This window comes from Streptomyces sp. NPDC001220 (assembly GCF_053597895.1).
Map to the genome: position 1 here is coordinate 512,325 of NZ_JBSFJE010000003.1, position 24,016 is coordinate 536,340.

20 protein-coding genes and 1 pseudogene are annotated in these 24,016 nt (G+C 71.8%); 12 read left to right on the forward strand and 9 right to left on the reverse strand.

What is annotated here, in order from left to right; genetic code table 11:
- Window positions 1-161: 161 nt before the first annotated feature.
- Complete coding sequence (locus tag ACWDGI_RS10245) at window positions 162-1,475, forward strand: amidohydrolase family protein (protein WP_450757285.1); 1,314 nt, start codon at window positions 162-164, stop codon at window positions 1,473-1,475.
- Complete coding sequence (locus ACWDGI_RS10250; RefSeq protein ID WP_450757287.1) at window positions 1,472-2,554, forward strand: dipeptidase; 1,083 nt, start codon at window positions 1,472-1,474, stop codon at window positions 2,552-2,554. Before ACWDGI_RS10245 ends, ACWDGI_RS10250 begins: the two co-directional genes overlap by 4 nt.
- 126 nt (window positions 2,555-2,680) lie before the next feature.
- Here the strand turns inward: ACWDGI_RS10250 and ACWDGI_RS10255 are convergent, their stop codons facing one another.
- Complete coding sequence (locus ACWDGI_RS10255) at window positions 2,681-3,892, reverse strand: MFS transporter (RefSeq protein ID WP_450757289.1); 1,212 nt, start codon at window positions 3,890-3,892, stop codon at window positions 2,681-2,683.
- 54 nt (window positions 3,893-3,946) lie between these two features.
- Here ACWDGI_RS10255 and ACWDGI_RS10260 point away from each other — a divergent pair, with 54 nt between their 5' ends.
- Window positions 3,947-4,690, forward strand: a complete 744-nt coding sequence (locus tag ACWDGI_RS10260) for an AraC family transcriptional regulator (protein WP_450757291.1) — start codon at window positions 3,947-3,949, stop codon at window positions 4,688-4,690.
- A 30-nt stretch (window positions 4,691-4,720) separates the two neighbouring features.
- Here ACWDGI_RS10260 and ACWDGI_RS10265 read toward each other — a convergent pair whose 3' ends face one another.
- Window positions 4,721-5,917: an MFS transporter gene (locus ACWDGI_RS10265; RefSeq protein WP_450757293.1), complete on the reverse strand. Its 1,197-nt coding sequence runs from the start codon at window positions 5,915-5,917 to the stop codon at window positions 4,721-4,723.
- A gap of 117 nt (window positions 5,918-6,034) precedes the next feature.
- Here ACWDGI_RS10265 and ACWDGI_RS10270 point away from each other — a divergent pair, with 117 nt between their 5' ends.
- The gene (locus tag ACWDGI_RS10270) at window positions 6,035-6,616 is read left to right on the forward strand and encodes a TetR/AcrR family transcriptional regulator (protein ID WP_450757295.1); all 582 of its coding nucleotides are present in this window, start codon (window positions 6,035-6,037) and stop codon (window positions 6,614-6,616) included.
- Window positions 6,617-6,654: 38 nt separating this feature from the next.
- On the opposite strand, the gene ACWDGI_RS10275 is transcribed toward ACWDGI_RS10270, so the two are convergent.
- Together ACWDGI_RS10275 and ACWDGI_RS10280 are read right to left on the reverse strand one after the other, a co-directional pair.
- Entirely contained in the window at window positions 6,655-7,512 is an 858-nt protein-coding gene (locus ACWDGI_RS10275; RefSeq protein ID WP_450757296.1) for a DMT family transporter, read from the reverse strand.
- 142 nt (window positions 7,513-7,654) lie between these two features.
- A complete protein-coding gene (locus ACWDGI_RS10280; RefSeq protein ID WP_450757298.1) occupies window positions 7,655-9,427 on the reverse strand; it encodes an ABC transporter ATP-binding protein in 1,773 nt (590 codons plus the stop codon).
- Window positions 9,428-9,632: 205 nt separating this feature from the next.
- Between ACWDGI_RS10280 and ACWDGI_RS10285 the strand changes: the two genes are divergently transcribed.
- Together ACWDGI_RS10285 and ACWDGI_RS10290 are read left to right on the forward strand one after the other, a co-directional pair.
- Window positions 9,633-9,896 (forward strand): DUF2630 family protein, encoded by a 264-nt coding sequence (locus ACWDGI_RS10285; RefSeq protein WP_450757300.1) that lies wholly within the window; start codon window positions 9,633-9,635, stop codon window positions 9,894-9,896.
- Window positions 9,897-10,146: 250 nt separating this feature from the next.
- Window positions 10,147-11,040 carry an amidohydrolase family protein gene (locus ACWDGI_RS10290; protein ID WP_450757490.1) on the forward strand — a complete coding sequence of 298 codons (894 nt, stop codon included), beginning with the start codon at window positions 10,147-10,149 and terminating at the stop codon, window positions 11,038-11,040.
- A 142-nt stretch (window positions 11,041-11,182) separates the two neighbouring features.
- On the opposite strand, the gene ACWDGI_RS10295 is transcribed toward ACWDGI_RS10290, so the two are convergent.
- Window positions 11,183-11,812, reverse strand: a complete 630-nt coding sequence (locus ACWDGI_RS10295; RefSeq protein WP_450757302.1) for a TetR/AcrR family transcriptional regulator — start codon at window positions 11,810-11,812, stop codon at window positions 11,183-11,185.
- An 83-nt stretch (window positions 11,813-11,895) separates the two neighbouring features.
- On the opposite strand from ACWDGI_RS10295, the gene ACWDGI_RS10300 reads away from it, so the two are divergent.
- From ACWDGI_RS10300 to ACWDGI_RS10315, 4 genes are read left to right on the forward strand one after another with little or no spacing between them, the layout of a single operon-like run.
- Window positions 11,896-12,708, forward strand: coding sequence for a sugar phosphate isomerase/epimerase family protein (locus ACWDGI_RS10300; protein ID WP_450757304.1), 813 nt, complete (start codon window positions 11,896-11,898; stop codon window positions 12,706-12,708).
- Window positions 12,708-13,826, forward strand: a complete 1,119-nt coding sequence (locus tag ACWDGI_RS10305; RefSeq protein WP_450757306.1) for a Gfo/Idh/MocA family protein — start codon at window positions 12,708-12,710, stop codon at window positions 13,824-13,826. The genes ACWDGI_RS10300 and ACWDGI_RS10305 overlap by 1 nt, the downstream gene beginning before the upstream one ends.
- Window positions 13,823-14,968 carry a Gfo/Idh/MocA family protein gene (locus ACWDGI_RS10310; protein WP_450757308.1) on the forward strand — a complete coding sequence of 382 codons (1,146 nt, stop codon included), beginning with the start codon at window positions 13,823-13,825 and terminating at the stop codon, window positions 14,966-14,968. Before ACWDGI_RS10305 ends, ACWDGI_RS10310 begins: the two co-directional genes overlap by 4 nt.
- On the forward strand, window positions 14,965-15,978 hold the full coding sequence (locus ACWDGI_RS10315) for a sugar phosphate isomerase/epimerase family protein (protein ID WP_450757309.1): 1,014 nt from the start codon (window positions 14,965-14,967) through the stop codon (window positions 15,976-15,978). Before ACWDGI_RS10310 ends, ACWDGI_RS10315 begins: the two co-directional genes overlap by 4 nt.
- A gap of 4 nt (window positions 15,979-15,982) precedes the next feature.
- Here ACWDGI_RS10315 and ACWDGI_RS10320 read toward each other — a convergent pair.
- Window positions 15,983-16,156, reverse strand: a pseudogene (locus tag ACWDGI_RS10320) (DJ-1/PfpI family protein); the annotation flags it as partial.
- Window positions 16,157-16,268: 112 nt separating this feature from the next.
- Window positions 16,269-18,134: an arabinofuranosidase catalytic domain-containing protein gene (locus ACWDGI_RS10325; protein WP_450757311.1), complete on the reverse strand. Its 1,866-nt coding sequence runs from the start codon at window positions 18,132-18,134 to the stop codon at window positions 16,269-16,271.
- 450 nt (window positions 18,135-18,584) lie between these two features.
- On the opposite strand from ACWDGI_RS10325, the gene ACWDGI_RS10330 reads away from it, so the two are divergent.
- On the forward strand, window positions 18,585-20,108 hold the full coding sequence (locus ACWDGI_RS10330; protein WP_450757492.1) for an MFS transporter: 1,524 nt from the start codon (window positions 18,585-18,587) through the stop codon (window positions 20,106-20,108).
- Window positions 20,109-20,134: 26 nt separating this feature from the next.
- Here the strand turns inward: ACWDGI_RS10330 and ACWDGI_RS10335 are convergent, their stop codons facing one another.
- Window positions 20,135-20,764 carry a TetR/AcrR family transcriptional regulator gene (locus tag ACWDGI_RS10335; protein ID WP_450757313.1) on the reverse strand — a complete coding sequence of 210 codons (630 nt, stop codon included), beginning with the start codon at window positions 20,762-20,764 and terminating at the stop codon, window positions 20,135-20,137.
- Window positions 20,765-20,884: 120 nt separating this feature from the next.
- Here ACWDGI_RS10335 and ACWDGI_RS10340 point away from each other — a divergent pair, with 120 nt between their 5' ends.
- Window positions 20,885-21,880 carry a 4,5-dihydroxyphthalate decarboxylase gene (locus ACWDGI_RS10340; protein ID WP_450757315.1) on the forward strand — a complete coding sequence of 332 codons (996 nt, stop codon included), beginning with the start codon at window positions 20,885-20,887 and terminating at the stop codon, window positions 21,878-21,880.
- Between the two features lie 381 nt (window positions 21,881-22,261).
- Here the strand turns inward: ACWDGI_RS10340 and ACWDGI_RS10345 are convergent, their stop codons facing one another.
- Window positions 22,262-23,782, reverse strand: a complete 1,521-nt coding sequence (locus tag ACWDGI_RS10345; RefSeq protein ID WP_450757317.1) for a catalase — start codon at window positions 23,780-23,782, stop codon at window positions 22,262-22,264.
- Window positions 23,783-24,016 lie beyond the last annotated feature (234 nt).

Genomic DNA, 24,016 nt, shown 5'->3' on the forward strand with positions numbered 1-24,016 from the left:
CGCCCGGTGTCCCGTCCGGCGCCGCGCCGACCGGCGCCCTGTCCGGTTCGGGTCCTTGCGGTGATCCGGCGGTCGCGGAGTACAGTACCTGCGTTTTCATCACACGATACAGCTGTTGCGTACACCGTAACAGCGTGCCGTCTCGCGGACCGAAGGTGACCATGACCGACCTGCCCCCGGGCGCCCCGACCCCCTGGGCGGCACCGCCCGCCGGAACCGTCACGGTCTACCGCGGCGCCACGCTCTTCGACGGCACCGGTGACCGCCCCCGCCCGGACACCACGATCGTCACGGACGGGGCCCGGATCCACACCGTCACCGGCGACGGCGATCCGCTTCCCCCGCTCGCGGCCGACGCACCCCGCGTCGACCTCGACGGGCGGTTCGTGGTCCCCGGCCTGATCGACACCCACCAGCACCTGGCCACCCCGCCCGACCGGCCCGTCGCCGAGGCGGTGCTCCGGCGCCTGGTGCACAGCGGGGTCACCGCCGTCCGTGACATGGCCGACGACCTGCGCCAGATCGGCGACCTCGCCCGGGCCACCCTGGTCGGCGAGATCCCCGGCCCCGACATCCGCTACGCGGCGCTCATGGCCGGGCCCACCTTCTTCGACGACCCGCGCACCCACGAGGTCTCCCGGGGCGCCGTACCCGGAGCGGTGCCCTGGATGCAGGCCGTCACCCCCGGCACCGATCTCACCATCGCCGTCGCCCTGGCCCGCGGCACCCACGCCGCCGCGATCAAGGTCTATGCCGACCTGGACGCCGCGACCGTCGCCGCCGTCACCGCCGAGGCGCACCGCCAGGGCATCGCCGTCTGGGCGCACGCCACCGTCTTCCCGGCCGCGCCCGGCGAGGTCGTCGCCGCGGGCGTGGACAGCGTCTCGCATGTCACCCTGCTCGCCTTCGAGAACCCCACCGAGCCGCTGAGCAGCTACAAGACCAAACCCCGGGTGGACCACGAACGCTTCGCCACGGGCGACGACCCCAAACTGGCCGCCCTCTTCGCCGAGATGCGCCGTCGCGGCACCGTCCTCGACGCCACCGCGTCCATGTGGACCAGTGACGAGCTCCGTGGGGACACCGCCGAGTCCGCCGAACGGGCCCGCCGCAACGCGGAGTTGGCGGCCGCCCTCACCGCCCAGGCGCACCGTGCCGGAGTCGACGTCTGCACCGGCACGGACTTCGAGACCGGCCCGGAGGATCCCTTCCCCGCGCTCTACGGCGAACTCGCCTTCCTCGTCGACCGCTGCGGCATCCCCGCCGCCGACGTCCTGCGCTCGGCGACCCTGGTCGGCGCCCGGGCCGCCGGCACCGAGGCGGACATGGGCAGCGTCGAACCCGGAAAACTCGCGAACTTCGCCGTCCTGGACGAGGACCCCCTCCGGGACATCACCAACCTGCGCACCATCACCCTCACCGTGAAACGCGGCTGCCGCTTCGACCGCGCCGAGTTCGAGAAGGACGCCAAGTGACCGCCACCCACCCCGTGATCGTCAACGCGCTGGGACAGCTCGACAACCCCAACGCCCCCGCGGCCCTGGCCGCCGCCACCCAGCTCAACCCCTCCAGCGGTCAACTCGCCGTCGACGCACGGGCGATCGCCGACGCCCACGCGTCCGGCCTGACCGCCGTCAACATCACCCTCGGCTACACCATGGGCGACCTGCCGCCGTACGAGCACACGCTGGAGGAGATAGCGGTCTGGGACGGGATCATCGACGCCCACCCGGCCGACCTGCTCAAGGTCCGTACGGCCGCCGACATCCGACGCGCCCACCAGGAGCGGCGGATCGGCGTCGTCTACGGCTTCCAGAACGCCGTCGCCGTCGGCGAGGACCCCGCCCTCGTCGACGCCCGGGTCGCGGGCTTCGCGGAGGCCGGCGTACGGGTCGTCCAGCTCACCTACAACCAGGCCAACCACCTCGGCGACGGCTCCATGGCCACCGCCAACCGTGGCCTGACCCGCTTCGGCCGCCAGGTCGTCGAGGCCCTCAACGACCACCACCTGATGGTCGACCTCTCGCACAGCGGGGAGAACACCTGCCTGGACGCGGCCCGGCACTCCCGGCAGCCCGTCTCGATCAACCACACCGGCTGCCGTGCCCTGGCCGACCTGCCGCGCAACAAGACGGACGAGGAACTCCGGCTGGTCGCCGACCGAGGCGGCTTCGTCGGCATCTACTTCATGCCCTTCCTCAACCCGAGCGGGCACGCGACCGCCGCCGACGTCGTCGACCACATCGTGCACGCGGTCGACGTCTGCGGCGAGGACCACGTCGGCATCGGCACCGACGGCGGTGTCACCGCCGTGGACGACCTCGGTGCCTATCGCGCGGCCCTCGCCGAACACGTCGCCGCCCGGCAGGCGGCCGGTGTCGGCGCGGCCGGCGAACGGGCCGACACCTACCCGTTCGTCGTGGACCTGCGCGGCGTGGACCAGTTCCGCGAGCTGATCCGTCTCCTGGAGAAACGCGGCTACCACTCCGAACGCATCGAGAAGATCCTCGGCCGCAACTTCCTCGACTACGCCACCCGCGTCTGGCCGTCCTGAGCCGGTCCTTCGACGGCGTACGGCAGCGGGCCCGTGCGGGCCGGCGTCGTGCTCGACGCCGCCGTTCCGGCCGGGTCGGCGCGAGCTTACCCGGCCGGAACGGGAGGCAGTGCGTGGCGGCGGCGGTCAGCGGCGTCCCGGTGCGGTCGGAACCGCGGCGTCGTCGCCGTCCCCGGTACCGGACGCCGTGGCGCGTGGCCGGGTGCCGCCGGGCTCGCGCAGGGTGCCGAACAGCAGCCGGCTCAGTACCGGCATCAGGACCAGCGGCGCCAGCGCGGTCTGCAGGGAGGTGGCGTCGGCGAGGCTGCCGAGGGCGGGTCCGGCCAGGCCGCCGATGCTCACGGTCAGGCCGAGGGTGACCCCGCTGGCCGTGCCGATCCGCGAGGGCAGATAGTCCTGCCCGAGCGTCACCTGGAGCGAGAACGGCACATACAGGCCGACCGACGCCAGCGCCACGAACAGGTAGAGCGCCGGCCCCGGCACCCACACCACACCCGCGACGGCCACCACGGCCAGCACGTAGGACGAGCGGGAGACGGTCACCCGGTCCCAGCGGCCGGCCAGGGACCCGCCCAGCACGGAACCTGCCGCGCCCCCGAGGTAGAGCACCGTCAGGGCCACGGTGCCGGCGGCGGTGGCGCCGCCCGTGCGCTGCTCGGCGTAGAGCGAGATGAAGGTGCTCAGCCCCACGAACGCGATCGACCGGAACACCACGGCCAGGGACAGCCGTACGAAGGACGCGACGTCGTCGGTTCCGGCCGGCACCGGCGCGGCTTCGCCGGGGGTCCGGCCGGCGCGGAGCGCACGCAGCACCGGCAGGCACAGCGCGGTACCGGCCAGCGCCGGTACCACCAGTACCGGTGTCCAGCGCAGCCCGCCCGCGCCGACGACGGCACCCACCATCAGCGGTGCCAGCGCGAAGCCGATGTTGCCGCCGGTGGCGAACACCCCCATCGCGCTGTGGCTGCCGCGGCTGGCGACCCGGGCGACCCGGGCGGACTCGGGGTGGTAGGCGGCCACCCCCATCCCGGACAGGGCCATGAACGCCAGGGTGAGCCAGTAGGAGCCGCTCACCCCGCTCAGCGCGACACCGGTACCGCCCAGCAGGGTGCTGACCGGCAGCAGCCAGGGCATCGGCCAGCGGTCGGTCAGCACCCCGAACAGCGGCTGCGCCACCGAGGAGAGCACGGACGCCGCCAGTACGACACCGGAGGCGACCGTGTACGAATAGCCGCGCTCGGCGACGAAGAACGGCAGCAGTGCCGCCACGGCACCTTGGTAGATGTCGACACAGGCATGGCCGGCGGACAGCAGAGTGATCGATGTATTCCTTCGCACCCCGCCATGCTCCGAGCCCGATGGCCTGTCGCACTTCCGGTAATCTGCCAAGTGATGCCGGAAATCCGCCACGAGGCACACGCCCTCACCCACACCCGATCGCTGGCCGCGGGCCACGCCATCGACGCCCACCGGCACGACGACCACCAGATCGTCTACGCCGGCCGGGGCGTGGTGGCCGTGACGACCGGCGCGGGCTCCTGGGTGGCCCCCGGCAACCGCGCCATCTGGGTACCGGCCGGCACCGTCCACGCGCACCGGGCCCACGGCGAACTCGAGCTGCACTTCATCGGACTGCCCGCCACCGAGAATCCCCTGGCGCTCGACGCCCCGACCGTGCTCGCCGTGGGCCCGCTGCTGCGCGAGCTGATCATCGCCTACACCCGTGGCGAGGACGACGACAGCCCCGAACGGGCCCGGCTGCGCGCCGTCCTGCTGGACCAGTTGCGGGCCTCACCGCAGCAGCCGCTGCACCTGCCCACCCCCACCGCGCCGCTGCTGCGCGACGTGTGCGCGATCCTCCAGGCCGACCCGGCCGACGGCCGCACGCTCCGGGAACTCGGCCGTGTCGTCGGAGCCGGTGACCGCACCCTGTCCCGGCTGTTCCGCGGCGACCTCGGCATGACCTTCCCGCAGTGGCGCACCCAGTTGCGCCTCCAGCACGCGCTGGTCCTGCTGGCCGAGCGGACCCCGGTGACGGCGGTGGCGCACGCCTGCGGGTGGTCGTCGGCCAGTGCCTTCATCGACGCCTTCCGGCGGGCCTTCGGCCACACGCCGGGTTCCCGCCCGGCGGAGTGACGGCGGGACCCACCGCGGATTCGGCGGATCTCACCCGCGGGCCGGTTCCGCGTCCCGTACCCGCCGCGGCGACCGGGCCGCAGGCGTCGCGAACACGGCGGCCACCACCAGGGCGAGCACCAGGATCAGAGCGTGCCGCAGCCCGAAGTGCTCACCCAGGTAGCCGAGGGAGGGCGGCCCCACCAGGAAGGCGACGTAGCCGACGGTCGCGGCCAGCGCGACCCGGGCGGCGGGGTCGGAGCCGGAGTCGCCCGCCGCGGAGAGCGCGACGGGAAACCCGAGCGACGCCCCGAGGCCCCACAGGACGGCGGCGGCAGCCGCCACGCCCTGGTTGTCGACGAAGATCACCAGGGCCAGGCCCGCGGCCCCGACGAGCGCGCTCCCGCACAGCGCCGCCGCCCGCCCGAACCGGTCGACGAAGCGGCCGCCGACGAAGCGTCCGAGGGTCATCGCGGCGGCGAACACCGCGTACACGGCCGAGCCCAGGGCGGCGTCGAAGCCGTGCCCGTCCACCATGACCAGCGGCAGCCAGTCGTTCGCGGTGCCCTCGGCCATGGCGAGGGCGAGGATGACGCAGCCGATGAGCAGCAGCGTGGGGTCCTTCCACACCGCGGCCCGCGCCGTGCCCGGCTCGCGGCGCTCGGCGGCGGTCCGCCGGCCCACCTCGGAGGGGACGGTCCGGATCACCAGGGCGAGTGCGGCGAGGACCACGGCCGCGACCGTGACGAGATGGACGAGCACGGGGAAGCCGACCGCGGTCAGACACATGCCGGCGACCGCGCCGACGACGGTGCCGAGACTGAAGAAACCGTGCATGGCGGGCATCGTGGAGCGGCCGAGCAGCCGCTCCACCTCCGCGCCCTCCACGTTGATGGCCACCTCGCCGCCGCCCATGCCGAGACCGAACAGGCCGAGGCCCAGGGCGACGGCAAGGCCGGAGCCGGCGGCGGCTCCGATACCGATCAGCGCGGCACCGGCGGCGATCGCCGACGTGCCGGCGAGGATGACGAGCCGGGCGCCCCAGCGGGCCACCAGCGCGCCCGAGCACAGGATGCCGGCCATCGAGCCGACCGAGAGCCCGAACAGGATCAGCCCCATCTGCGCGGTGGAGGCGCCGAGCATGTCCCGCACGTCCGGGGTGCGGGTGACCCAGGAGGAGATGGTCAGGCCGGGGACGAAGAACAGGACGAAGACGGCGTTACGGCGCCCGGTGAGGTCGGCGGTCATGGCTGCTGGCTCCAGATGTGCCCGATGGGTCCCTGTGCATGAGTCTGTACGAATGTACACACTGGCTTGTACATCCGTACACACTCGGTGTGGCGCGACCCATGGCAGATTGAGGGCGTGACCGGCACACGACGCGAGATCCCGAACGACCCCGGACGCAAGGAGCGCATTCTGGATGCGGCCCTCGACGTGATCGCCGAGGGCGGTGTGCACACGACCACCCATCGGAGGATCGCGGCGCGCGCGCAGGTCCCGCTCGGCTCGCTGACGTACTACTTCGACGGGATGGCGGACCTGCTGGCCCAGGCCTTCGCCCGCCTGTCGGACACCATGTCCCAGCTCTACCGGCGGACCCTGCAGTCCGCCGCGTCGACGGCCGACGCCGAGGCGGCCGTCGTCGAGCTGATCTGCGGACCGGCGTACGCCACGGAACGCGACATGACGCTCATCTTCGAGATGTACGCCTACGCCAACCACAACGCGGCGGTGTCCGCGACCACCCGCACCTGGCTCGAACGCAGCAGGGACAGCCTCGCCCTGCACTTCACGCCCGGGGTGTCCCGCGCGCTCGACGCGCTGATCGAGGGCTGGCCGATGCACCGCGCCTTCGACGAGGCACCCCTGGACCGGCGCCTGGTCACCGAGACCGTGCACGCGATCGTCACCGCCGCCCCGAGACTCACCGCCGACGGCAGCTGAAGCACCCCGGCCCGGGACCGGCCGCACGGCACGACGTCTCAGTGCACGACGTCCGTCAGGTGGGGTACGACGCGGGTCAGCCGGACCACGCCCCACGTGATCAGCCCGGCGCCGAGCGCCTCCGGCAGCAGCCACCAGCCGGTGCGTACCGACTCGCCGAACAGGGCGACGCCCAGCAGCAGGCTCACCGACGCGTCGCCGATGGTCAGCGCGGGCTGGGAGGCGACGAGCGGACCGGCCTGCAACGAGTTCTCCAGGAGCATCAGCGCCGCGATCCCGGCGAGCGCGAAGCCGTAGGTCTGCCAGGTGGTGAGGAAGGCGGGCAGCCCGTCGTCGGCGAGCCGGCCGGTGGCCGACTTCATCAGCGCGGCGGTCAGCGCGTTGCCGATCGCGGCACCCGACGCCAGGGCCGCCGCGCGGAACAGCGGCGACGACGAGGACCGTTCGAGCAGCACGATGCCGGCGATGGCCCCCACGGTGAGGGCCAGGGCCGGGATCCAGCGCTGCATGGACGCCTGCTCCCGGCCGCCCGAAGGAGCCGCCGAACCGAGCAGGAGGGCCAGGCCGGACACCACCACCGCGATCGCCCACCAGCCCTGCGGGTTCGGCCGCCGGTGCATCAGCGGCATGGCGATGAGCAGGGCGAACGGCAGCTCCAGCATGAACAGCGGCTGGACCAGCGCCATCGGGCCGTTCACCAGGGCCAGCGCCTGGAACACCGCGGCCCCCACGACACCGGTGATCCCGATGGCCCAGGCGGGCCGATGGGCCAGGGCGAGCAGCAGGCGCACCCCGCCCCCGGCGGGCAGCGTCGACGCGGCCTTCCGCTGGAAGGCCGTGCCCGTCGCATTGCTGACGGCACCCAGGACGGCGAAGATCACGGCGAGCACCATCATGGTTCCAGCATGCCGTGAGCAGGCCCGGCGCTCTCTCCGAGCGCGGCATGCGGGCACCCCGGGTCGCTCCGGTCTCCCGCACGCCGGCAGGCGGATTCCGAGGACCGGGCCGCCGGGCCGCCGCGGGCCTCGGGTGCGTCGGTCAGGCCACCTGCCCACCGTGCAGCGCGGTATAGGCACCGCCCCGGTGGAGCAGGTCCTCGTGGGTGCCGATCTCGCGGATACGGCCGTCGTCCATCACCACGATGCGGTCGGCGCCGCGGACGGTGGACAGCCGGTGGGCCACCACGAAGGTGGTACGACCGCGCAGCAGACGGGTCAGGGCCTGCTGCACCAGCGCCTCGGACCGGGTGTCCAACGCCGAGGTGGCCTCGTCCAGCACCAGGACCCGCGGATCACGGATCAACGCCCGAGCGATGGCGAGGCGTTGGCGCTGGCCGCCGGAGAGCCGGGCGCCGCGCTCGCCGACCACGGTGTCCAGGCCCTGGGGCAGCTGGTCCACGAACTCCAGCGCGTTGGCGTCGCGCAGCGCCGCGCGCACCGCCCCCTCGTCGGCCTCGTCCTCCATGCCGTAGGCGACGTTCTCCCGGATGGTGCCGTCGAAGAGGATCGACTCCTGCGGCACGACCGAGACGAACCGCCGGTAGGTGCGCAGATCGAGCCCGCTCATGTCGGTGCCGTCCAGGAGCAGCCGGCCGGCGGTGGGCCGGATGAACCCGATGACGAGGTTGAGCACGGTGGACTTGCCGGCCCCCGAGGCGCCCACCAGGGCGACGGTCTCGCCCGGCACCACATCGAGGGTGAAGTCCGCCACCGCCGCGCGGTCGGTGTCCTCGTAGGCGAAACCGACCCGGTCGAACACGACGGCGCCGCGGACGGCGGTGACCTCCGCCCTGCCCTCGTTGTCCTCCAGCTCGGGCGCCTGCAGCACCTCACCGACCGAACGCACCGACTCCAGACCCTTGGTGACGACCGGCGCCAGACTCGTCAGCGTCGTCGTGGAGTTGGTGAGAGTGGTCAGGAAGGCGCTGAGCATGACGACGTCACCGGCGGAGACGCCCCACATGCCGTAGTACGACACCAGCGCGGCGGCGGCGAGCACGGCGACGCCGATCACGTTCAGGACCACCCAGGCCAGCGAGCCGAAGCGGCCGTTGACCAGGTCCAGCCGCATCCCGGAGGTGAGCAGCCGGCTCAGGGTGCCGTCCATGCGGCGCAGCGCCTTGCCCTCCAGGCCGTGGGCGCGGGTGACCGGGATGAGCCGCGTCATCTCGGTCACCCGGGAGGACAGGGTCTCCACCTCGTGCCGGAAGTGCTCGTTGTGGGTCCGCAGCCGCGACCGGAGCCGGGCCACGATCAGGGTCGCGCCCGGCACCACGACCAGGAAGACGGGCAGGAACTCCGGGGTGCGGACGGCGATGATCACCAGCCCGCCGGTCAGCACGGTCAGCGCGCCCAGGCCCTGTTCGGCGGTCTGCTGAACCATCTGCTCGACGGTCTCGACGTCCCGCACGACCTTGGCCTGGAGGACACCGGCGCTGACCCGGGAGTGGTAGCCGATGGACAGTTGCTGCATGCGGGTGCACAGCGCCGAGCGCAGCGTGGTGCCCATCCGGCGCACGCTGCCGTAGAGCAGCCGCACATACAGCACATGCAGCGGGTAGTTGACCAGCAGGATCGCCATGATGATCCCCACGGCCGTCCAGAGCCGGGATATCTCCCGGTGCTGTACGACCGTGTCCACGACCGAGGCGGTGATCAGCGGCAGGAGCCAGATGGGGCTGTGCTTGACGGTGAACACGAGAACCGCCGCCGTCAGGCTGCGGCGGTCGGCGCGCAGGAGGTACCGGAGGGTGCGGATGGGGTGTTCGCCCCGGTAACGGTGGTCGAGCGGTCGTTCCGACGTCGACGCCATCGGCGGTGGTCCTCCCTGCGCTTCCGGCTTGTGGCAACCGCTTTCCGCCGGTCACCGTACACCCGGCGCCCGACGGCCGGGCAGGTGCGGTCGACCGACCGATGCGACTGGGGGCCGAGTGGGAGAAGGTGGGGGAGGGGCGGACGAAACGGCGAGCGTCCCGTCGTAGGGGTGAGCCGCCCCCGTCGCCAGGAAAGAGGCAGCCATGACAGGACCGGAAGCCGAGGCCGAGAGGCAGATACTCGGCCGCATCACGGAAATGATCAGCCAGGAGAAGGACCTGCGTGAGCGCCTGGCGCAGGAGGAGACCGACGGGACGACCGAGCACGCCCGTCTGGCACACCTGGAGACCGAGCTCGACCAGTGCTGGGACCTGCTCCGGCAGCGCCGGGCCAGGGTCGCGGCGGGGCAGGACCCGACCGAGGCGAACGTCCGCTCGGCGTCGGAGGTGGAGGGCTACCTGTCCTGAGGACCGCACGCGCCCGGGCCCGATGTGCCGGGAGGACGGCCCCCGCCCGACGGGGCGCCGCCCTCCCGCCCGCACGGTGGACGGTCCGCGGGCGAACACCCTGGACTCGGCGTTCACCAGCACCGATCGTGGGGGTATGAACGATCACCGCGCCGCCTCCGCCGGCCCTGCCGAACCGGTCCCCGTCCAGGCACCTGCCGACCGCCCGGGAGTACCGGCGCCGGGCGATCCCACCGGATCGCCGGAGGGCATGAGCGAGGCGTCCGCGCGCGCGGAGGCCGCCGAGATCCGCCGATTCCGGGAGCGGCACGGGCTGGCCGGACTGGTCGACGTCCACACGCACTTCATGCCCGAGCGTGTCCTGCGCAAGGTCTGGAACTACTTCGACACGAACGGCGAGTCGCTCGGCGGACTGGAATGGCCGATCACCTACCGGAAGGAGGAGGCGGAACGCACCGCCCTGCTCCGGGAGTTCGGTGTCCGGGCCTTCACCGCGATGCTCTACCCGCACAAGCCCGGCATGGCGACCTGGCTGAACGCGTGGGCCGCCGACTTCGCCCAGCGCACCCCCGACTGTCTGCACACCGCGACCCTTTACCCCGAACCGGGCGTGGGAACGTACGTCCGCGAGGCCGTCGAAGCGGGCGCCCGGGTCTTCAAGGCGCATGTCCAGGTGGGTGCGTACGATCCGGCCGACGAACTTCTCCAGCAGGCGTGGGGACTGCTGGCCGAGGCCGGGATTCCCGTGGTGATCCACTGCGGTTCCGGTCCCACGCCGGGCGAGCACACCGGCCCCGAGCCGATCGAACGGGTGCTGGCGCGGCATCCCGGGCTGCGGCTGATCGTCGCCCACATGGGGATGGCCGAGTACGAGGACTTCCTCGGCCTCGCCGAACGGTTCGAGGAGGTGCGGCTGGACACGACGATGGCGTTCACCGACTTCACCGAGCGGTTCATGCCGTTCCCCCGCCGCGCCCTGTCCCGGGTCGCCGACCTGGGCGACCGCATCCTGCTCGGCTCCGACTTCCCCAACATCCCCTATCCGTACGTGCACCAGCTCCAGGCCCTGGAACGTCTGGACCTCGGACCGGAGTGGCTGCGGGCGGTGTGCCACGACAACGCGGCCCGGTTGTTCGCGCTGTGACCGGGCCGCCGGTGTGGTCGATCGGAGCGACGGGCTGCTGGTGACCGTCCCGCTCGCCGGGTACGAAGTCGGTGACGGTCTCGCGGCGCGGCAGGACGACACGGTCGTCGTACGGAGGGGCACGCGGGAGCCCGGTGCCGGACTAGGGCAGTTCGACGCTGATGAGGCCGCGCAGCAGCTTGCGCAGGTGGTCCGGCATGTCGATGTCGTGCGGGCTGAGCAGCCACTGGATCTGCAGGCCGTCGATGAACGCGATCAGGTCCGCCGCCAGCCCCGACGCGTCCACGTGGGGTCGCAGCAGATCGCGTCGTACCAGGTCGTCGACGGCCAACTGCATCTGCCGGCGGGTGCGTTCGTAGCGTGCGACGAAGTACGGGTGGGCCGGGTGGTCGGCCGCGGTCGCCTCGCTCGACAGCACGGCGAACAGGCTCACGATCAGCGGGTTGGCCTGGTTGTGCGCGACGAGCCGGATCATGCTGGCGAAGTACTCCAGGCCGTCGCGGTTGACCGCGCCCGAACCGAAGAAGTGCGCGTCGTCCTGGCGCTCCCGTTCCTCCAGAACCGCTTCGAGCAGTGACTCCTTGGTCGGGAAGTGGTGGAGCAGGCCGGCGCGCGAGACATCGCAGGCCGCGGCCAGCTGGACCATGCTCGCGTTGCGGTAGCCGACCTGCCCGAAGGCGGTGAACGCGGCCTCGATGATCTGGGCGCGCCGGCGTTCCCCCTTGGGGTAGTTCCGTGGGGCCGTCCCCTGCCGCGCGGTCGCCTTTGCCATACGGAGATGTTAATCGCCCTCTAGAAACCAGCACCCCTGTCGGTATTCTGTTGTGCGGTCGTCCGCATCGAGAGGAGCCCAACATGTCGACACCACGGATGTCGGTGCAGCTCTACTCCGTCCGTCACGCTCTGGAAGCCGACGAGGACGCGGCCCTGGGCCGCCTCGCCGCCCTGGGACTGAGCAGGGTCGAGGCCTTCGGCTTCGTGCACCGCGCCGCCGAACTGGCCGACGCGCTCGCCCGGCACGGCCTGTCCGCGCCGACCGGACACGCCGGCTTCCTCTCCCCGGAGCGCGCCACGGCCGAGGGGGCACCGGCCCCCACCCTCGACGAGACCTTCCGGGCCGCCCGGCGGCTGGGCGTGGAGATCCTCTTCGACCCGTTCGTCCCCGCCGCCCGCTGGGCCGACGAGACGGAGATCGCCCGTACCGCCGGGCTCCTGAACGAGGCCGCGAAGCGGGCCGCCGACCACGGGCTGCGCGTCGGGTACCACAACCACTCGCAGGAGTTCGTCCACACCGTCGCCGGCGTCAACGCCTTCGACCGCTTCGCCGACCTGCTGGCCCCGGAAGTCGCCCTGGAGATAGACCTGTTCTGGGCCTCGGCGGGCGGCTACGACGTCGTGTCGTTGCTGAACCGCCTGGGCTCCCGGGTGCGCGCCCTGCACGTCAAGGACGGCCCCGTCATCGACGACCCGTTCACCTCCGGCGCCCCCTTCGACGCCGCCGACACCCGCCAGGTACCCGCGGGCCGGGGGGAGATACCGCTCGACGCCTCCCTGGCCGCGGCCACGGACGCCGAGTACGCCGTCATCGAGTTCGACCACTACGACGGTGACATCTTCGAAGGCATCGCGGCGGGCGTCGCCTACCTCAACGGGAAGGGCATCGCCTGATGGCGGCACAGCACCCGGTCGGCGTCGGCCTCGTCGGCGCCGGCAACATCAGCGACCAGTACCTGACCAACCTCACCCGCTTCCCCGACCTGCACGTGACCGTCGTGGGCGACCTCGACACCGTGCGCGCCGAGACCCAGGCCCGCAAGTACGGGATCGAGGAGTCGGGCACCGCCGCGGACGTCCTCGCCCACCCGGACGTAGACATCGTCGTCAACCTGACCGTCCCCGCCGTCCACGCCGAGGTCAGCTCGGCGGTCCTCGCCGCGGGCAAGCACGTCTGGTCCGAGAAGCCCATCGCCGTCGACCGGGCCGACGCCCGTGCCCTGCTCGACCAGGCGGCCGCGGCCGGGCTGCGGGTCGGAGTCGCCCCCGACACCGTGCTCGGCCCCGGACTGCAGACCGCCCTGCGGGCCGTCGCCCGCGGGGACATCGGCACCCCGCTGTCCGCACAGACCGTCATGCAGTACGCGGGACCCGACCTCTGGCACCCCGACCCCGAGTTCCTGTTCGCCAGGGGCGCCGGACCGCTCTTCGACATGGGCCCCTACTACCTCACCGCCCTGGTCTGCCTGTTCGGCTCGGTCAGCCGGGTCGCCGCGGTCGGTTCCACCGCCCGGACGGTGCGCACGGTCAGGAGCGGACGGCGGGCGGGCACCGAGTTCGCCGTCGCCGTACCCACCCATGTCTCCGCTCTCACCCAGTTCGAGAACGGCGGGGTGGGCCAGAGCGTGTTCAGCTTCGACTCCCCGCTCACCCGCACCGGTTTCGTGGAGATCACCGGCACCGAGGGCACGCTGGTGCTGCCCGACCCCAACACCTTCGCGGGAGAGGTGCGGATCACCCGGGTCCAGCAACGCGGCCAGGAACCCGTATGGGAGACGGTCCCGCCGGTCGGCATCGAGGCCGGTCGCGGACTGGGCGTCCTGGACATGGCCCGGGCCATCCGTGGCGGGCGCCCCCACATCGCCTCCGGAGACCTCGGCTACCACGTCCTCGACACCATGATCTCCGTCGACGAGTCCGTCATCTCCGGCCAGACCGTCCAGGTCGCCAGCGCCGCGGGCGAGATACCTCTCGTCCCCGAGGACCGCGACCCCTACGGAGCCACCCTGTGAGCCGCCCGCTGCGCACCGGATTCATCGGCGGGGGCTTCATGGCGGCCGTGCACACCCGCGCGAGCCGGGCCGCCCGCGGCCGGCCCACCGCCCTCGCGAGCTCGACCCCCGAAGGCGGCAAGCGGGCCGCCGAGGCCCTCCGCGTCGAACGCTCCGAACCGGACGCCCGCAGCCTCACCACCGTCGGCGACCTCGACGTCGTCCATGTGTGCAGCCCGAACCGCCTGCATGCCGAACACACCCTGGCGGCGCTGGCGGCGGGCGCGCACGTCATCTGCGAGAAGCCCCTGGCCACCACCGCGGCGGACGCCGAACTACTGGTCCGGGCCGCCCGGGAGGCCGGCCGGGTGGCGGCGGTCCCCTTCGTCTACCGCTACCACCCGATGGCCCGGCAGGCCCGCGCCCTGGTGGCGGACGGACAACTCGGCACCGTCCTCACCCTGGACGCCTGCTACCTCCAGGACTGGCTCCTCGACCCCGGCGACACCAACTGGCGCGCCGACCCGGAAGCGGGCGGCGCCTCCCGGGCCTTCGCCGACATCGGCTCCCACCTGTGCGACCTCGTCGAGTTCGTCTCCGGACAGCGCATCCACCGGCTGGCCGCCCGCACCCGGACGGTCTTCGCCGAGCGCGGCGGAACCCACGTCACCAACGAGGACACGGCCGCCCTCCTCGTCGAACTCGGCAACGGGGCACTGGGCACCCTGCTCGTCAGCCAGCTCGCCCCCGGCCGCAAGAACAGCCTCACCCTGGAACTCCACGGCACCCGGCAGAGCGTGCGCTTCGAGCAGGAACGCCCCGAAGAACTGTGGATCGGCAGACCTGACGGATCGCAGCTGCTGCTGCGCGACCCCGGGACCGCCGCCCCCGACTCGGCCCGCCTGTCGGTGCTGCCTCCCGGCCACGCCCTCGGGTACCAGGACGCCTTCACGGCGTTCGTCACCGACGTGTACGACGCAGTCCGGGGAAGGCACCCCGAGGGGATGCCGACGTTCGACGACGGACTGCGCGCCGCCCGGCTCACCGAGGCCGTCCTGGCCTCCGCCGCCGGACGCGGCACCTGGATCGAGACCGCACCCGAGACGAGCGAGTCCGCACCCGAGACGAGCGAGTCCGCACCCGCGACGGAGGACCGCACATGACCGCAGCCACCCACCCCGTCACCCTGTTCACCGGACAGTGGGCGGATCTCCCCTTCGAGGAGGTCGCCCGCCTCGCCGCGCAGTGGGGCTACGACGGCCTGGAGATCGCCGCCTCGGGCGACCACCTCGACCTGAAGCGCGCCGACGAGGACGACGCCTACGCGGCGTCACGCCTGGAGATCCTCGACCGGCACGGCCTCACGGTCCACGCCATCTCCAACCACCTGGCGGGCCAGGCCGTCTGTGACGCGCCCATCGACTTCCGCCACCAGGCGATCCTGCGCCCGTACGTCTGGGGCGACGGCGAGGCGGAAGGCGTACGGCAACGCGCCGCCGAGGACATGAAGCGCGCCGCGCGGGTGGCCCGCAAACTGGGCGTGAACACCGTCGTCGGCTTCACCGGCTCCGCCATCTGGCCCTACGTCGCCATGTTCCCGCCGGTACCGGCCACCGTCATCGACGCAGGCTACGAGGACTTCGCCACCCGCTGGAACCCGATCCTCGACGTGTTCGACGCGGAGGGCGTGCGCTTCGCCCACGAGGTGCACCCCGGCGAGATCGCCTACGACTACTGGACCAGCGTCCGCACCCTGGAGGCGATCGGCCACCGCGAGGCCTTCGGCTTCAACTGGGACCCCAGCCACATGATGTGGCAGAACATCGACCCGGTCGGGTTCATCACCGACTTCAAGGACCGCATCTACCACGTCGACTGCAAGGACACCCGGCTGCGCCCGCGCAACGGCCGGGCCGGCGTCCTCGGCTCCCACCAGCCGTGGGGCGACCCGCGTCGGGGCTGGGACTTCGTCTCCACCGGCCACGGCGACGTCCCCTGGGAGGACGCCTTCCGCGCCCTGGAGTCGATCGGCTACGACGGGCCCATCTCCGTCGAGTGGGAGGACGCCGGCATGGACCGCCTGCACGGCGCCGCGGAGGCGGTGACCTTCGTACGCTCGCTGCTGTGGCCCGTGCCGAAGGCGTCCTTCGACGCCGCGTTCAGCAACCAGTAGCCGGACCGGGGGTCCCGATCCGGCCCGCCGCGCCCGGGACCAGTACCGGTCCGGCGCGGTCCGGGTCGAGTACGGCGGTGGCGCGCAGCGCGATCCCCGCGACACCGCCGACCACTTCGCGGGACCCTTCGGCGGAGACGAGGTCGACGGTCACCGCCCCGTCCGTGGCGGCGCCGCCGCCGGGTACGCACCGAACGTGACCAGGGGCCCCTCACCGCCCAGTGGCGTGGGTGACACCCTTCGACGGAAGAACGCCACGGCGGGAAGAGGCCCCTGACCTGCGCCCGCGCTCAGCTCAGGCTGAACTTCTGTGCGGTGGAGCCGTTGCAGTCCCAGATCTGCAGGCGGGTGCCGTTGGCGGTGGCGCCGCTGGGGGAGTCGAGGCAGCGTCCGGACTGGGGGTTGAGGAGGGAGCCGTCGGCCTGTTGGACCCATTTCTGGCCGCCGACGCCGTTGCAGTCCCACAGCTCCACCTGGGCGCCGGCCGCCGTGCCGTTGCCCACGACGTCCAGGCAACGCCCCAGCGTGGCGAGCGAGTTGTCGGACCCGTGGTACCAGTGCTGGTCGACCGCGTACGACTGGCAGCCCCACAGCTGTACGGCGGCCCCGTCGGTGCCGGTGTCATCGGCGGCGACGTCCACGCACGCGCCGCCCGGCCCCTTGACCGGCCCTCCGCCGTTCACCGAGAACTTCTGTGCGGTGGAGCCGTTGCAGTCCCAGATCTGCAGGCGGGTGCCGTTGGCGGTGGCGCCGCTGGGGGAGTCGAGGCAGCGTCCGGACTGGGGGTTGAGGAGGGAGCCGTCGGCCTGTTGGACCCATTTCTGGCCGCCGACCCCGTTGCAGTCCCACAGCTCCAGCTTGGCCCCGCCGGTCGTGCCGTTGTTCTCGATGTCGAGGCACCGCCCGAGCGTGGAGAGCGAACCGTCCGGGTTGTGCGTCCAGTGCTGGTCCTCGGCGTACGTCTGGCAGTCCCACAGCTGTACGGCGGCGCCATTGGTGCCGGTGTCGTCCGCCGCGACGTCCACGCACTTGCCGCCGGGGCCGGTGATCGTCCCCTGCGGGCCGTTGGGCACGTCCGTCCGGCCGTTGTAGCCGACGGAGACGATGTTCGCCTGGACGGCGTTCTCGGCGGCGTCGGTGGGATAGCCGGAGACCATGACGCCCTCGAAGAAGGTGCCCCGGTTCCAGTTGCTGTTGTCGCCGCCGATCCCCAGGATGATCCCGCCCTCCTGGTGCATGGGCTGGTAGCCGCCCCGGGTGGGCAACGCGCCGTCCCACCAGGTGGTGAGCGCGCCGGACCGGGAGTCACCGCCCTTGAGGGCGTACCGGGTCTGCCCGTTGTTCTTCAGCACGGCGGTCACGAAGGTGCTGCTGTTGCCGAGGTTCGCCGTGTTGGAGCCGTTGTCGCCCTGGAACATGCCGTTCTCCAGGTCGGCCTCCACCCAGGGCCCGTTCCCGGTGCATGGCGCGAAATAGCAGGTGGTGGCGATCGACACGGCGTCCATGTGCCCGTTGCCGGTGTCGGCCGGGGTGCGCTCCGCGTTGCCGTAGTCGAAGCAGCAGGCCGATCCGACGTGGGTACCGCTGGCCACCATGTAGGCGCCCTCGGGCTGACCGCCGACGGCGACTCCCGAGGCGACGCCGGTGTAGCGGTAGCCGACCCCCGGGGAGATCCAGACGCCGTACACCTTGTGGCCGCCCGCGGTGACGGCGATCTCCGAGGCGTCGGCGCCCCGGTCGTCGCCCATGCCCGCGGTACCGGCGGGGCCCGGCGTCAGGTCGTTGTGCCGGCCGCTCTGATCGTAGATCTTCGTGATCCGGCAGCCACCGCTGGTCGCGCAGAAGGCGTCCTGGGCCGCCGCGTCGGCGTACCCGCCCGGTGCCAGCAGCCCGATGTCGGCGGTCGCGCCGTCCGAGACCCGGGTCACCCGGTAGAGCGGGCCGGCGTAGGAGGAGAGCAGCGCGCGGGTGACGCTGTGCGCGGCCACGCACGGGGTGCCGGCCGCGGCGTAGATGTCGCACGGCAGCGAGCCCGCCGCCTGCGAGACGGCCGGAAGCCCGAGCAGCAGCCCCAGCGCGAGCCCGAGGGTGGCCAGCGCGGCGACGACCCGCGCCCGCCACGTCCGTGGTCCGGTCCATGGTCTTGGTGGGTTCATGACATTCCAGGCGGGCGGGGCACCATGCATGGCAAGTCCCTTCGAGGCCGGAGTGGGGGAGGGCCGCACCGACGGCACGGCGACACAGCTCTTCGATCGGCTCGGCCCGGAACCTACGCACCCTGTTCGACCCCGTCAATAATTGTTTCCTTTTTGGTTCAGACCAAGTGCGGGAGCGTGGGCTGCTGTCGGGGTGTGGGGGAATCGGACACCTCCGCGGCGCCCGCATCGCGCCGTTCGGTGCGCTGGCCGTTGCAGGCGCACAGTTCGCGCGTATGAGTTCACCGTTCCGGGGCGGCCGGTTCTCGTGCGAGACGTTCACGCCTGGCACAGAATTCGCTTCAGTGAAACATCTGATCGCGGAAGAACGAAGTACGAAGATCGTGAAAGGGGGGAGGCGGCGTGGCTGGAGCCGTACCCGACGGGATTTCCGAACCCGGTCCGGCGAAGATGCCGCAGGCGGTCGCCGAACTGCCCCGGCAGGTCCGCGACGAACTCACACGCAGGCTGCGACGGAACAAGGGAGCCTTCCGCAGCGGTGACGTCCAGGTCGTCGAGCGCCCGCTGCTGCGACGCGCGGTCGGCGCGTCGGCGCTCGGCAACTGCATGGAGTGGTTCGACTTCGGCGTCTACAGCTACCTGGCCGCCACCCTCGGCAAGGTCTTCTTCCCCGGGGCCTCGCCCGGGGCCCAGGTGATCTCCTCGTTCGCCACCTTCGCGGCCGCCTTCGTCGTACGGCCCCTCGGCGGGCTCTTCTTCGGCCCGCTCGGCGACCGGGTCGGCCGGCAGAAGGTGCTCGCCACCACCATGATCATGATGGCGCTGGGCACCTTCGCCATCGGGCTCATCCCCAGCTACGCCACGATCGGCATCGCCGCGCCGATCCTGCTCCTCCTCGCCCGGATGGTGCAGGGGTTCTCCACCGGCGGCGAGTACGGCGGCGCGACCACGTTCGTCGCGGAGTACTCGCCGGACCGGCGCCGCGGCTTCCTCTCCAGCTGGCTCGACTTCGGCACGTTCGTCGGCTACGCCCTCGGCTCCGCCCTGGTCACCGTGCTGAACCTGCTCCTCACCGACGCGCAGATGCTCAGCTGGGGCTGGCGCCTGCCGTTCCTGATCGCCGGCCCGCTGGGCGTGATCGGCCTCTACATGCGGCTCAGGCTGGAGGAGTCGCCGGCCTTCCAGCAGCAGCTGGACGAACACGAGGAGAGCCTCGCGCAGGCGTCGGCGGGCAGCGAACTCAAGAGCGTCGTCACCCGGTACTGGCGTCCGCTGCTCATCTGCATGGGCCTGGTGCTGCTGTACAACGTCACCAACTACATGGTCACCGGGTTCCTCCCGACGTACCAGACGGAGACGCTGCACCGCTCCAGCGGTTCCGCCGACGTGCTGGTGCTGATCGGCATGGTCTGGATCGTCGTACTCATCACCTTCATCGGCCGGCTCAGCGACTGGATCGGGCGACGCCCGGTCTACGGGGTCTCCGCGGCCGCCATGATCCTGCTCGCGGTGCCGTCCTTCCAGCTGATCAAGGCGCACGGCACCTGGTTGCCCGTCCTCGGCGTGCTGATCCTCGCCACCCTGCTGGCCTGCTTCGCGGCACCGAGCGCCGCCACGCTGCCGGCCCTCTTCCCGACGGCCGTCCGGTACGCCGCGATGGGCATCGGCTTCAACATCGCGGTCGCCGCGTTCGGCGGCACCACACCCCTGGTGACCGAGGCGCTGGTGAACGTCACCGGCGACGACCTGATGCCCGCCTACTACCTGATGCTGGCCGGCGCGATCGGTCTGCTGACCGTACGGTTCCTGCCGGAGAGCGCGCAGGTCCCGCTCAACGGGTCCCGCCCGATGGTCGGTTCACGCGCGGAGCAGCGGGAGCTGATCACCACCTCGAAGGAGTTGTACGTCGCCGGCCTGCGGAACTCGCACGGCGGGCCGCACTCGGTGTCCCGGACGCGTTCGCACCCGCGCTGACGGCGAACCGCCCGCCGACGCGGGGTTCACGCCACCGGCCGGCCGGCCAGCAGCGCGCGTACGGCATGGGTGAAGGCGTCGGCGTCGACCGGGCCGAAGGCCACCTGCTGGAGCAGGTAGCCGTGCAGGAGAGCCATCACGGCCCGGGCGCCCTGGACGGGATCCAGATCGGCGGGTACGTCGCCGTGCCGCTGGCCGCGCCGCAGGACCGCCGTGAGATGCCCGAGCGCGCGCTCGACGCCGTCGGCGGCGCGCTCGTGCAGCCCTTCGTGGTGCAGGATCTCGCCCCATGTCTGCACCGCGCAGCGCAGGAGTTCGCCGACGGGCACGGGATTCCCGGCGGCGTCGACGGGTTCCGCGGTCACCGCGGCCCGGACGGCGGTGGCGATCAGGTCGGCCGCCGAACCTTCGCCGCCCTGGTCGTGGAGCCGTTCCAGGGGGCCGAAGACGACCGCGAAGGCGTCCTTGGCGACCTCGATGATCAGGTCGTCCTTGCCGGTGAAGTAGCGGTAGGCGGCGCCGACCGCCACACCCGCCTCGGCGGCGATGCCGGGCATGGAAGTCCGGTGGAACCCGTCGCGTGAGAAGCAGCGCCGAGCCGCCGCGACGATCACGGCGCGGTTCGCGGCCCGGCGTTCCGGGGTGATGCGCGGCATCGGTCCTCCTGTCCCTTCCTAAAGCGAATGCTGATTCATCTTGACTGCTTCCGTCAATCGCGCAACTCTTTCCGTGAATGGTCATTCGCGGAAAGTTGTGCCGAGTGAGGAGGCATCCCCATGAGTGATCGCCGGATCAGGGTCGGCGTGCATCGCTATGAACACACAGAAGGGCTGTTCAGCGGGGACATCGCGATCGAAGGCGTGACGGCGACCGTCGAGTCGGCTTCGGTCGTCTCGGAGATCTTCCGCAGGATGGTGCGGGGGGACTTCGACGTCGCGGAGCTGGGCCTGACCTACTTCCTGCGGATGTGGGACACCGAGGAGTGCCCGTTCGTCGGCCTGCCGGTCTTCCCCAACCGCAACTTCCGGCACTCGGCGGTCTTCGTCAACTCCGACAGCGGCATCGGGAAACCCGAGGACCTGGCAGGCAGGCGCATCGGCGAGTTCGCCCTGTACGGGCATGACGCCGGGGTCTGGCCGAAGGGCATCCTGGCGGACGAGTTCGGAGTACGGCCCGAGGACTGCTCCTGGGTCATCGGCGGTACGAACTTCCCCCTCCCGCCCTTCGACTGGCTGCCCCAGCCGCTGCCGGCGGGCGTCGACATCCGGCGCCTCGCCGAGGGCCGGACCCTCGGGGCCCTCCTCGAAGCAGGCGAGATCGACGCACTGGTCTCCGTCGACGTGCCCGAGGCGATCCTCGCCGGGAACCCCCGGGTCGCCCGCCTCTTCCCCGACTACGAGTCGGCCGAGCGGGACTACTTCCGGCGGACCGGCATCTTCCCGCCCATGCACCTGGTGGCCGTCCGCCGGGAACTCGCCACCGACACCAGCCTCGTGACGGCCGTCTACGACGCGTTCCGCGCCGCGAAGGACCTGGCCGGGCAGCGCTACGTCGACGGGGCGGCCAAGCAGCACTGGGACCTGATGACCCCCTGGTTCAGCAGCCTGTTCGACCGCAACCGCCGGCTGCTCGGCGACGACTGGTGGCCGTACGGCGTCGAACGCAACCGCAAGGCCGTCAACACGTTCCTCCGCTACCACCACGAACAGGGCCTGTCCCGGCGCCTGCTCACCATCGACGACATCATCGCCCCCGCCCTGCTCGGTACCTGAGGCCGACAGCGTGCTCGCAGTGATGGTGGGCACCGAGGTGACCCGGCTGGTCGCACTGCGCGGCACTGCACGGCACCAGCGCTCGCGCGCGTCGTCCGTCGCGGCGGCCGTTCTGCGCGAGCGGTTCGGGCGGCGGCTCGCGCCGGCCGGCCAGACGACCGCGGCGGCTCCCCCCGGGACGCGTGTCGCTGCCTTCCGGCCCTGCCGGTCGGTGTTCCCCCCGGCGGTCGTGCAGGACTGTGCCGGCCGGGTCCGCGGCACCGGCCGAGCCGTCGGCGGAACGGCCGAGGACGGGGCCGGACGCGCCGCCACGGGCCGAGCGGATCGCTCGGCCCGTGGCGCGTGTTCCTGTTCCGTGGCGGTTCGGCCAGCCGGACGAGGTCAGGCCTTGTGCTGCATGGAACTGCGTGCGGGGTTGCCCTGCTCGGCGGCCTTGGGGTCCTTCTCGTCGGCCTTGGCCCGAACGCCGTCGGCGATACGCTTGCCGATCGTCTCGTCGATGTTCGACCAGTACGTGAAGGCGCGCTGCAGGACGGGTTCGGTCACGCCGTTGAGGAGGTGCCCGACGACGTTGTCGACCAGACGGTCGCGGGCGGCGTCGTCCAGTACCTCCCGCACCATCGTGCCGGGCTGCCCCCAGTCGTCGTCCTCGGGGTGGGACACGTAGGCGGCGCGGGTGATCTTGCCGTCGGCCTCCCAGGTCGGCGGCGGGCCGAACCGGGCCGGGTCCGCCGCCGGACCGCCCTTGGAGTTCGGGGCGTACACCGGATCGGACGTCTTCCGGTAGGCCATCGCCCCGTCCTTGGAGTACGTGTGGACGTCGACGACGGGAGCGTTCACCGGGAGCTGCTGGTAGTTGGCGCCGATCCGGTGCCGGTGGGCGTCCGCGTAGGAGAACAGCCGCGCCAGCAGCATGCGGTCCGGGCTGGGCCCGATGCCGGGGACGAAGTTGTTGGGCTGGAAGGCCGCCTGCTCGATCTCGGCGTGGTTGTCGGTCGGGTTGCGGTCCAGGGTCATCCGGCCGACCGGGACCAGCGGATAGTCGCTGTGCGGCCACACCTTGGTGAGGTCGAACGGGTTGAAGCGGTAGCCCGCGGCCTCCGCGTACGGCATGAGCTGCACGTAGAGGGTCCAGCTCGGGAACTCGCCGTCACGGATGTGCTCGAAGAGGTCGCGCATGTGGTAGTCCGTGTCGGCGGCTGCCATCTGGTCGGCCTCGTGCTGGGTGAAGAACTCGATCCCCTGGTCGGTCTTGAAGTGGTACTTCACCCAGAACCGTTCGCCCTTGGCGTTGATCCACATGTAGGTGTGGGAGGTGTAGCCGTTCATGTGGCGCCAGGTCCGCGGGATGCCCCGGTCGCCCATCAGCCAGGTGACCTGGTGGGCGGATTCCGGGGAGAGCGTCCAGAAGTCCCACTGCATGTCGTGGTCGCGCAGGTTGCTGTCGGCACGGCGCTTCTGGGACCGGATGAAGTGCTGGAACTTCATCGGGTCCTTGATGAAGAACACCGGGGTGTTGTTGCCGACCATGTCGTAGTTGCCCTCGCTGGTGTAGAACTTCACCGCGAAGCCGCGAGGGTCGCGCCAGGTGTCGGGGCTGCCCCGCTCACCGGCGACCGTCGAGAAACGTATGACCAGGTCGGTGCGGGTGCCGGGCTGGAAGACGCCGGCCATGGTGTAGGCGCTGACATCTTCGGTCACCTCGAAGTGACCGAACGCGCCGCTCCCCTTGGCATGCGGCTGGCGCTCGGGAATGCGCTCCCGGTTGAACTGCGCCATCTGCTCGATCAGATAGGCGTCCTGCAGCAGGACCGGCCCCCCGGGGCCCACGGTCAGCGAGTGCTCGTCACTCTCGACGGGGGCACCGGAGTCGGTGGTGGTGAGGGGTGGCTTCTGCGTCATGACTCTGCCTTTCTCCGCACGGGGCAGCCGGTCCTCGCGCTGTCCCAGGGCCGGCCGGTGCACCTGTGGCCTCGCCCCGGGAGGGTGCCGCACGGATGTGCTCGCGTCTCGGTTCCGGAGTCTTCGGTACTGTGAGCGGGTGACCCTGCGTGTGCTGGGCAAACCCGTACGCCCGGTTCCCGAGGAGTCGGGTCGACGCGGCAGGGCCGGGCTGTCCGGCATCCAGCCTGGTCC